12 protein-coding genes are annotated in these 9,629 nt (G+C 66.2%); 5 read left to right on the forward strand and 7 right to left on the reverse strand.

Annotated elements, in window-relative coordinates; translation table 11 throughout:
* Positions 1-16: 16 nt before the first annotated feature.
* From modA to ACR2JA_RS17015, 4 genes are all read right to left on the reverse strand, one after another.
* Positions 17-772, reverse strand: a complete 756-nt coding sequence (modA, locus tag ACR2JA_RS17000; protein WP_434010257.1) for a molybdate ABC transporter substrate-binding protein — start codon at positions 770-772, stop codon at positions 17-19.
* 430 nt (positions 773-1,202) lie between these two features.
* Positions 1,203-1,730: a nuclear transport factor 2 family protein gene (locus ACR2JA_RS17005; RefSeq protein WP_434010258.1), complete on the reverse strand. Its 528-nt coding sequence runs from the start codon at positions 1,728-1,730 to the stop codon at positions 1,203-1,205.
* A gap of 9 nt (positions 1,731-1,739) precedes the next feature.
* Positions 1,740-2,384, reverse strand: coding sequence for an NADPH-dependent F420 reductase (locus tag ACR2JA_RS17010; protein ID WP_434010259.1), 645 nt, complete (start codon positions 2,382-2,384; stop codon positions 1,740-1,742).
* Positions 2,385-2,476: 92 nt separating this feature from the next.
* Positions 2,477-3,343, reverse strand: a complete 867-nt coding sequence (locus tag ACR2JA_RS17015) for a pirin family protein (RefSeq protein ID WP_434010260.1) — start codon at positions 3,341-3,343, stop codon at positions 2,477-2,479.
* 104 nt (positions 3,344-3,447) lie between these two features.
* Here ACR2JA_RS17015 and ACR2JA_RS17020 point away from each other — a divergent pair, with 104 nt between their 5' ends.
* Positions 3,448-4,377 carry a LysR family transcriptional regulator gene (locus ACR2JA_RS17020; RefSeq protein ID WP_434010261.1) on the forward strand — a complete coding sequence of 310 codons (930 nt, stop codon included), beginning with the start codon at positions 3,448-3,450 and terminating at the stop codon, positions 4,375-4,377.
* Positions 4,378-4,393: 16 nt separating this feature from the next.
* On the opposite strand, the gene ACR2JA_RS17025 is transcribed toward ACR2JA_RS17020, so the two are convergent.
* The gene (locus ACR2JA_RS17025; RefSeq protein WP_434010262.1) at positions 4,394-5,302 is read right to left on the reverse strand and encodes a LysR substrate-binding domain-containing protein; all 909 of its coding nucleotides are present in this window, start codon (positions 5,300-5,302) and stop codon (positions 4,394-4,396) included.
* 106 nt (positions 5,303-5,408) lie between these two features.
* Between ACR2JA_RS17025 and ACR2JA_RS17030 the strand changes: the two genes are divergently transcribed.
* Complete coding sequence (locus ACR2JA_RS17030; protein WP_434010263.1) at positions 5,409-6,299, forward strand: MBL fold metallo-hydrolase; 891 nt, start codon at positions 5,409-5,411, stop codon at positions 6,297-6,299.
* Positions 6,296-6,565, forward strand: a complete 270-nt coding sequence (locus tag ACR2JA_RS17035; protein ID WP_434010264.1) for a hypothetical protein — start codon at positions 6,296-6,298, stop codon at positions 6,563-6,565. The genes ACR2JA_RS17030 and ACR2JA_RS17035 overlap by 4 nt, the downstream gene beginning before the upstream one ends.
* A gap of 366 nt (positions 6,566-6,931) precedes the next feature.
* Here the strand turns inward: ACR2JA_RS17035 and ACR2JA_RS17040 are convergent, their stop codons facing one another.
* Both ACR2JA_RS17040 and ACR2JA_RS17045 read right to left on the reverse strand, forming a co-directional pair.
* The gene (locus ACR2JA_RS17040) at positions 6,932-7,414 is read right to left on the reverse strand and encodes a GreA/GreB family elongation factor (RefSeq protein WP_434010265.1); all 483 of its coding nucleotides are present in this window, start codon (positions 7,412-7,414) and stop codon (positions 6,932-6,934) included.
* A gap of 73 nt (positions 7,415-7,487) precedes the next feature.
* Positions 7,488-7,916, reverse strand: coding sequence for a DsrE family protein (locus ACR2JA_RS17045; protein WP_434010266.1), 429 nt, complete (start codon positions 7,914-7,916; stop codon positions 7,488-7,490).
* A gap of 82 nt (positions 7,917-7,998) precedes the next feature.
* Here ACR2JA_RS17045 and ACR2JA_RS17050 point away from each other — a divergent pair, with 82 nt between their 5' ends.
* Both ACR2JA_RS17050 and ACR2JA_RS17055 read left to right on the forward strand, forming a co-directional pair.
* Entirely contained in the window at positions 7,999-8,766 is a 768-nt protein-coding gene (locus ACR2JA_RS17050; protein ID WP_434010267.1) for a TOBE domain-containing protein, read from the forward strand.
* Positions 8,767-9,011: 245 nt separating this feature from the next.
* Positions 9,012-9,629 (forward strand): aldehyde dehydrogenase family protein (locus ACR2JA_RS17055; protein ID WP_434010268.1); only part of this gene is annotated, 618 nt, incomplete at its 3' end.

The raw sequence follows: 9,629 nt of genomic DNA on the forward strand, positions 1-9,629 counted from the left end.
GTCCATGGGCGAACGCTCAGATCTCGTAGCCGTAGGAGCGGATCAGGGCTTTGATGTTCGGGCTCTTGAGCAACTGGACCAGCGCCCGCACGGCTTCGTTGCTGGCGCCACGCTTGAGGACCACGGCATCCTGGCGGATCGGGCTGTAGAGGTTTGGCGGCACTATCCACATCGAGCCGCCCTTGAGCTTGCTGCCTTCGAGCACTTGCGACAGGGCGACGAAGCCAACGTCGGCGTTGCCGGTGTAGACGAAGTTGAAGGTCTGGCCGATGCTTTCTCCCTGCACCAGCCGTGGTGCCAGCGCTGCGCTCACACCGAGCTTGTCCATGGCCTCGACCGCCGCTGCGCCGTAGGGGGCCACCTTGGGCGCGGCGTAGGCCACTTTGCCCAAGTCGGCGGCTTTCAGTACGTCGCCCTTGTTGTCCACACGGCCCGCCTTGGCCGACCACAGCACCAGCTTGCCAGTGGCGTAGGTGAATCGGCTGCCCGTCACCGCTTGGCCATCGGCTTCGAGTTTCTCAGGGATTTTGGTGTCCGCCGCCAGCAGCATGTCGAACGGCGCGCCGTTACTGATCTGCGCGTACAGCTTGCCGGTAGAGCCCAGCGTGACCTTCAGCGTGTGGCCCGTCGTCTTCTGCAGCACCGCGGCGATCGCCTTCATGGGCTCGGCGAAGTTGGCCGCCACCGCCACCTGGGCCTCGGCCGCATGGGCAGCGCCTTGTGCGAGGGTGGCACACAGCAAAACGGGCAGGGCTGACAGCAACAGACGCATGGATACCTCGCAACAGAAGAGCCACCGCAGCGGCGGGTGGGGGATCGTTATCCCGAAATGGAATAGCGAGTGTAGCGGGTGGATTCGGTTGCGGGCCGACAAGGGGTGAGGTGTCTGGCCACCGACCTGCTGATGGCGTTGCCTTATCCGTTGGAAGGACTGTTCTGCAGCGCGAGCGGTCGGTCGCGGCCGTTTTGCCGGGCGACCGCTCCGAGTCAAGTAGATGACATTCGCTCGGGGGTAGATGGTGATGACCACGTCATTGCTGCTTTCGCAAGGGCGAGTGCCGTGCTACGGCCCAGGCCGCGTCCGCCCCCGGTCGCCCAGGCTTGCTTTTGAAGCTTCGTATCCATGAGACTGCAGGCCCAATAGTGGGGCGGTCCAAACAGTCATGCGGCTGTCTGTCATCTCGGATTCAGCGCTCGAGGACTCAGAACTTGGCGCCGCTCATGGCCGCCAAGAAGGCCTGCGGGTTGAAGTACTCGCGGTAGTTGACGATCAGCCCGTTGCGGACGGTCACCACGGTGGCGTAGCTCAGCTCGTAGGGGTTGCCGTTGCTGATCACGCGGCCCGAGACGCTCCATTCGGCGATGGCCACGTTGGGGTCTTCGGTGGCGTGGATCTTCAGCGTCGGCAGGGACTGGATGTCGATGGCTTTCGGGTAGTCCTTCAGGAAGGCGTAGATGGCTGCGCGGCCGACGATCCTCCTGCCTGCGGGGTCCGGCGAGAACGGCAACTCGACGACGACGTTCTCGTCGCACAGCTCAGACCAGCCCTTCATGTCCTTGGCCAGAAAGAGGTCCAGGGCGCGCTTGAGCACTTGCGATGACGTCTGGCCTTGGCCTGCGTTCTGGGCTTGCGCGGGTGCAGCGAACGCAGTGACCGCGAGCGCGGCTGCGGCCATCAGTTGCCGCCGGCCCGTGCGCTTGGCGATGGATGTGTGCGGTTCGGTGTTCATGGTTTGTTCTCAGATCTTGATGAAGTTGGTGGCGGACAGGCTGCCGAAAGGCAGCTGCGACAGTTGGCCGCCGGTGACCAGCGAGCCGAGGTCCACCGGGAAGTAGCCGATGGCTTCCAGCACCTGGCGCACGGCCTGCTTGGCGTCGACGTCGTCGCCGGCATAGAACTGCACCCGTTGGCCGCCCGACACCTCGGGCTGCGCCAGCACAGTCACGTCCAGGTGGTTCAGTGCCTTGACGACGCGGGCGCCGGGCAGCATGTCGCGGACCACCTCGCTCGACGAGCGACCACCCAGGTCGATGGCCTTGATGCCGTAGGCAGCCAGCGGGTTGCTAGGGTCCTTGGCGTCGGGCGAGTTCGGGTCCAGGAACTCGACGGGGTTGGTGCCGTCGATGACGATGCGGTTGTTCCAGGCCGGCAGGCCCTTCAGTGCGGTGCCCAGGTCGGTCCAGCGCACGGCGACAAGCACGATGTCGGCCGAGGCCGCTTCCGTCACTGTGCCGGCCTTGATGGAGCCGCCGAGTTCGGCCACCAGCGGGGCCAGGGACTCGGGTCCGCGGCGGGTGGAAATGGTGGCTGCAATGCCCTTTTGGGCGAGCGCGCGCGCCACGTTGCTGCCGAGTGCGCCGGAACCGATGATGCCGATGGTCATGATGATGTCTTTCGTTGAGTTGGGTTGGAGTCGAGGAATACGTTCGAGAGAGGTTCTGTGCGGGCGTCTGCTGACCGCCTGCGATTCGTCAGTCAGCCGAGCTGGCCTGCAGCACGCAGGCTTTGCCGGATTCGGCGAATTTCGGTTTCGCCACGGGCCAGCGCGTCGGCGCTGGTGTGCACGGAGTACGTGCCCATCACCAGCGGATGCGCGTGCGGCACGGCAGAGCCCAGCACGAAGCGCGTGTCGGTGTCTGCGATGAAGTCGATGGCGGCTTCTGAAGAGGCAAAGCTGACGAGCTCGCCGGTTGCAATGGGCTCGCTCGACAGCAGCCGACCGCTGGCCACCGCCACCCAGGCCACGGTGTGGCCGGCAGGCGGCGTGAACCGCCAGCGTTCACCCGGCGCCAGCGTCACCGACAGATAGGTCATCGCAGACGGTGCCTCAACAGCGCTGCTTGCCGAGCCGTACTGGCCCAGCAGCACGCGCGCCGGGCCGACCTGCGGCACCTCGGACGGCGCCAGGTACCGGCTGAACGCCGGTGCGCTCTCCAGCGCGGAGGGCAGCGCCACCCACAGTTGAAAACCCTGGCCAGGCCGGTCGCCCACCGGTTCGCCGGTGTGCCACACACCGCCGCCGGCCTGCATCCATTCCACGCCGCCCTCGGGCAGCACGCCGGCCTGGCCGGTGCTGTCGGCGTAGTGCACATCGCCCTGGGCCATGAAGGTCAGGGTGGCGATGCCGGAGTGCGGGTGCATGCCGAAACGCGTCTGGCCGTGCTGCGCATCGAAGTTCACCAGGTCCAGGAAGATGAAAGGCTTGAGCGCCTGGCCCAAGTCGCCAGGGCTCATCAGGCGAGTGATGGGACCGTGCGTGCTGCCTTGGGTGCGGTGAACGACGGCTCGGGCCGATGGCGCGGCGACGGTGGCAAGGGCTTCGGTGGAGGGGGAGGTGGTCATGGTTGGGGTGCCTTGATTCGATGACGCAAGCTTAAAAACCCCGCCTTTGATTGACTAGGAGGCACAATCGGATTGAACTCGTCCAAAAAAGCAAGCAATCAACCATGCTCGACCTCAATGACGTCGCTGTGTTCGTGCAGGTGGTGCGCTGCGGCAGCTTTGCCGAGGCCGCGCGCCGCCTGGGCATCCCGCCCAACACCCTGAGCCGCCGGGTGCAGCTGCTCGAAGCGCACCTGGGCACGCGTTTGCTGCAGCGGTCCACCCGCAAGCTGTCGCTCACCAGTGCGGGGCAAGACTTCCACGACCGCTGCGCCGACGCGGTCGAAGGTTTGGTCGACGCGGGCCAGTCCTTGCTGGCCCGCAACGACGCGCCCAGCGGCCTGGTGCGCGTGGCAGCACCGGCCGACTTCTTCGACTTTTTCCCGATGGAATGGCTGGCGGAGTTCCTGGCCCAGTACCCTCAGGTCCGCGTGGACTTCGTGCTCAGCGATGCGCGTGCGGACCTGATCGCCGACCGGATCGATGTCGCGATCCGCGGTGGCGTGCTGGAAGACTCCAGCCTCTTCGCACGGCGCGTGCTCGACGCCGGGCTGGACGGCCTGGTGGCCAGCCCTGACTACATCGCGGCTCGTGGCACACCTGCCAGCTTGCAGGACCTGGCCGCCCACGACTGCCTGGTGTTTGCGCACCCCAGCGGGCGCTCGACCTGGGCCTTGTCAGGGCCCGACGGCAGCAACGCCGAGGTGCAGGTGGCTGGGCGGCTCAGCGGCAACACCGTGCAGGTGCTGCGCAAGGCCGCGCTGGCGGGGCTGGGCATTGCGCTGCTGCCGTCTTCGTTGACGCGGCGTGAGTTGCGCGCCGGCCTGCTGGTGCCGGTGCTGCCGCAGTACCACCGCAAGGGGCACGGCGTGCATCTGGTCTACGCCAGCCGGCGGCATCTGCCCTCGGCCGTGTCGGCGTTCATCGACCTGGTGGCCGCCAAGCTGGGCGACTTCGAAGACCTGCCGATGAAGACGCCCGGCACGCCGGCCTGACGCGGGCAGACCAGCGCTAGAGCGGCCCGTCCCATGGCGCGACGTTGCCACCGAAGCGTTCGGCCAGGAAGTCGACCAGCAGCTTCAGCGGCAGGGGCTGGTGCTGCCGAGACAGGAACACCGCGTGGATGCCCAGCGTCTCTGGCTCGTAGGCCGGTAGCACCCGCACCAGTGTGCCGCTCTGGAGTTCTTCTCCCACGAAGTAGGTCGGCAGCATGGCGATGCCTGCGCCCGCGATGGCGGCTTGCTTCACCACGGCAGTCTCGTTGCTTGACAGGCTGCCGCGCACAGCCTGAGTGATCACGCGGCCCGCATGCCCCAGCCGGTACTCTGCGCGTGTGCCGAAGGCGTGCGTGATGCAGTTGTGCCCCAGCAATTCTGCCGGTGTGGTGGGTGTGCCGCGGGTCACCAGGTAGCCTGGGGCTGCGCACAAAGCAGACCGGCACGTGGCCAGGCGTCGCGCCACCACGCCGTTGTCGAGCCGGTTGGTGATGCGCACGGCCAGATCGATGCGCTCGCTGACCAGATCGACCGCACGATCCAAGGTCAGCAGATCGACTTCGATGCGCGGATGGCGCGACTGGAAGTCCACCAGCGCTTGCGTGAGCACGGGGAGAGCGAACGACAGGCTGGTGGTCACGCGCAGCTTGCCGACGGGCTCGGCCCGGCGCGCACCCGACACGGCCTGCAGGTCGGCGGCCAGGTCCAACATCTGGCGCAGCCGGGGCAGGGCCTCAGCACCGGCTTCGCTCAGGCTCACGCGGCGGGTGGTGCGGTGGAGCAGACGGGTGCCCAGCCAGTGCTCCAGGCTGTCGAGGTGGCGGCTGACCATGGCGCGCGACAGGTCCAGGCTCTCGGCCGCCTTGGTCAGGCTGCCCCGGTCTGCGATCTCGATGAAAGTGCGGATAGCGCTCAGGCGGTCCATGGATTGAATCGATCTGGTTGACAAACATCTTCGGCTAAAACAGTTTATCTATCTATCTTGAATCAATAAAGTCTGCCCATCAACCAACCACCTGATGGAAAACCTGATGAGAACCTTCAAGACCTGGGCCCTGGCCCTGATCCCTGCAGCCCTGTCGCTGGGCGTCGTTGCCACTGACGCGGCCGCGCAATCGGCTTCGCCGCTGACCGTGCAGGTCTACAACGCCGACGGCGGCAGCTTCCATGTCAATTCGGTGCTGGTGTCCGGCAAGACCGACGCCGTGTTGCTGGACACGGGCTTCACACGGGCCGATGCCCTGCGCATCGTGGCCATGGTGCTGGACAGCAAGAAGACGCTCAAGACCATCTACATCAGCCAGGCAGACCCCGACTACTACTTCGGCATCGACGTGCTGAAGCAGTACTTCCCCGATGCCAAGGTGGTGGCCACCGCGCCGACGCTGAAGAAGATCGAAGCCACGCTGCCCACCAAGCTGCAGGTGTGGGGCCCGCGCCTGGGCGCCAATGCACCCAAGGCTGTGCCGATGCCCGAGGCGATCGCGGGCAACACCCTCATGCTGGAAGGTCAGACGCTGGAGATTCACGGTCTCGACGACACCCTGCCGCACCGCAGCTACGTGTGGATTCCGTCCATCAAGACCATCGCCGGCGGCGTGAACGTGTTCGCCGGCCTGCACCTGTGGACGGCCGATACGCAAAGTGTCCAAGAGCGTGCCGACTGGGCGCAGAAGCTGAGCACCATGGCCGCGCTGCAGCCGGCGGTGGTGATTCCGGGCCACAGCCTGCCGGGCCAGAAGCACGATGCCGCGCAGCTGGCCTGGAGCCAGGCCTACCTGGCGCGCTTCGAGCAGGAGTTGCCCAAGGCCGCCAACAGCGCGGCGCTCATCGAGGCGATGAAGCGCGCCTACCCCGAGGCGGGCCTGGGCATCGCGCTGGACATCGGCGCGAAGGTCAACAAGGTCGAGATGAAGTGGTGAATCACCGGGCGGAAGTTGACCTGCTGCGCGAGGTGATCGTGCACCTGAAGGCAAGCCGCTGGACCCAGGCGCACGATCTGGTTCAGCAAGCTGACTCCACCGGAGCGGCGTGGTTGCACGGCATCGTGCACATCCAGGAAGGCGACCTGGAGGACGCTGAACATTGGTATGACCGGGCGGGCCGGAACTTCAGGCAACGGGGCAGCCTGGCCGAAGAGATGGCCGCTTTCGAATCGGACTTGCGAGGTTGGCCAGCAGTGGGTTGACGGCCTTTGCGCTGCGCGCAGCCCATGTCGATGCATGGACGGGGTCCTGCGTGCAAAGCTCCCTTGCGCAGTGAAGCTTTCAGCCGAGTGCGTCTGACCTATCGGCCTTGGTACGTTTTCGAAAGCGCCGTCCAGTGACCGCTTCAAGGCAATCGGATCGGTTGGCCGAAGGTCTGTTCAGGGTCGATCGCCGGCTCTGGCGAATGACCGCTGAAGCGCATCGAATCCAGCGCTCGTGTCGCGATGAGCTTCAGGAGTGGCGACCAGCTGCACACAGCCTGCTGCTGACGTTGCCGGCCAGCCGGTGCGTCACGACAGCGGCAGGTCTGATGACCTCTGCAAATTCGGCGTGAAATTGCTTGCAGCTCAATGAACCCACAGCACCTCAAACACCTGTCGGCTAACAGCGACCTGTAGCGACACCTGATCACCCTCGCACCTTCCCAGCAGGGCCCTGCCCAAAGGGGCTTCGGTGCTGATGACCTGCACGACCTGCGTGCCGCTGACCAGCTTCATGCTGCCCCCCGCCGGGCCGAGCAACAGCAGCTGCTGCTGGTCGTCGGAACCGACCAGGCAGACCAGTGCGCCGAGTTGTACGCCTTTGCTGGCATCGTAGGGAAGCGGGCGGAATCGGCGCCAATGGGCCATCGCCTGGCGGATGGCTTCGGCTCGCCGAGCTTGGCCGGTGGCCAGGTAGGCGGCTTCGAGTCCCAAGGTGTCGTATTTGTTTTCGGCGATGTTTTCCTCGTGGGTCGCCGCTTCATGGGCCACCCGCACGGCCTGCTCGGTTTGCAGCAGGTCTTGCGCGAGCCGTTCCAGCACCTGCTGCTGCAGCAAGAATTTGTCCATGATCGAAGGCAGTTATCTTCAAACAGCAGGCGGCTGGCTGCAGGTCAACGTCAGCGGTGGTCGATCCGCCCACTCAAGGCTTGATGTACCCGTAGTGCTCGCGGAATTGCAGCTGCCCGATGCGCACCACGCCCGACGGGGTGAAGCCGGCGTCCATGACGAACTGGTCTTTCTTCAGGTCCAGCGCGCGCAGCGTGAGTTCGCAGATCTCGAACTTCACGCCCCGGGCGACCAGGTCCGAGATGAGTGGGCCGTATTCGATGTTGGGGTTCTTCTTGTCCTTGGCGCCTTCCTTGAGGAAGTGCACACCGTCGCCCAGCGCGACGGCGACGATCTGGGTGCCGGGGGCGGTGTCCAGGTAGTTGCGCAGGGTGCGCAGGCCGGCGGTGGCCTGGGTGTCGCTGTTGTCGAAGTGGTAGACCACTTTGTCCTGCGCCAGGGCAGCGCCCATGGCCAGGGTCAGGGTGGCGGCGGTCAGCAGGTGGCGGATGCGGGTGTTCATGGGGAAATCCTTGAAGGGGTGGGCCGTGCCCTGCATGGTACGTCCGGGGCCATGCCCCGAGGGGCCGTGGAACAATGTCCGCATGTCCGACGCCACCCACCCGAACCTGACCGAAGCCCTGGGCCACGCCATCAGCGACAAGCGCCTGGAGGTGCTGCGCCACGTGGCCGATTCGGGCTCCATTTCGCAGGCCGCGCGGGAGGCGGGCATCAGCTACAAGGCGGCCTGGCAGGCCATCGACACGCTGACCAGCCTGAGCGGTGTGGCACTGGTGGAGCGCACGGTGGGCGGCAGCGGTGGCGGCGGTGCGCGCATCACGCCGCAAGGCCTGCAGCTGCTGGCCCTGGCCGACGAACTGGCCCGCGCGCGCGCAGCGGTGCTGGTGCGTTTTGCCGGCGCGCCGGCACTGGCCGGTGGCCTGGGCCTGCGCACCAGCATGCGCAACCAGCTGCCGTGCACGGTGCTGGGCGTCGAGCCCGCCTCGCCCAGCGATCCGATGGTGCTGATCCGCCTGCGCACGGCGGGCGGCGCGGTGCTGGCGTCCAGCGTCACGCGCGAGAGTGCCGACCTGCTGGCGCTGCGGCCGGGCACGGCGGCGCTGGTGCTGTGCAAGGCCACGGCGGTGCAGGTGGGGGTAGGTGCGCTGCCGGCCATGGACGACCCGGGTCTCAACCGGCTGGCGGGCCGCATCGACCGCATCGCCCGGGGCGCGGCGCGCGACGAGGTGGTGATCGGCCTCGACGGTGGCGGGCAGTGGGTGGGGTTTGCCGCGCACCCGTTCACCGCGCGGCGCGGGCAGCGCGCCTGGGCGGCCATGGCCACGTCGGCCCTGGTGGTGGGGCTGGCCTGATCGGCTGCGCACGGTGGTGCTGGGCGGGTTCCAGCCTTGTGCATATGAACGTGTGTGCCGTACCGCGGCGGAGCAGCTGTGCCAGTGGTGCTCTCATTTGTGTTGCAACCGGGCACAGAACCGCGGGTACGGTACGGTGTTTTTCTCAGATTGAGTCACTTCCGGCGCCTGGCATGGAAGTTGTGGACAGGTGATCAGCCGCTTCGGCTGTTTCACTTTTTCCACCCATCCAGAGGACGACACACATGATCTACGCAGCACCCGGCGCCGACGGCGCCAAGATCACCTACAAATCGCGCTACGACAACTTCATCGGCGGCCAGTGGGTCGCCCCGGTCAAGGGCCAGTACTTCGACGTGATCTCGCCCGTCAACGGCAAGGTCTACACCCAGGCGGCCCGTTCCACCTCCGAAGACATCGATCTGGCACTGGACGCTGCGCACGCTGCGGCCGATGCCTGGGGCAAGACCGACGCGACCACGCGTTCGAACATCCTGCTGAAGATCGCCGACCGCCTCGAAGCCAACCTCGAACTGCTGGCCTACGCCGAAACCGTGGACAACGGCAAGCCGATCCGCGAGACCCTGAACGCCGACATCCCGCTCGCCGTCGACCACTTCCGCTACTTCGCAGGCTGCTTGCGGGGCGAAGAAGGTTCCATGAGCGAAATCGACGGCAACACCGTGGCCTACCACTTCAAGGAACCCCTGGGCGTCGTCGGCCAGATCATTCCCTGGAACTTCCCCATCCTGATGGCCGCCTGGAAGATCCCGCCGGCCCTGGCCGCCGGCAACTGCATCGTCTTGAAGCCCGCCGAGTCCACCCCCATCAGCCTGCTGATCCTGATCGAGCTGATCGCCGAC

The sequence above is a fragment of the Hydrogenophaga sp. genome, assembly GCF_051007235.1.
Taxonomy (GTDB): domain Bacteria; phylum Pseudomonadota; class Gammaproteobacteria; order Burkholderiales; family Burkholderiaceae_C; genus Hydrogenophaga.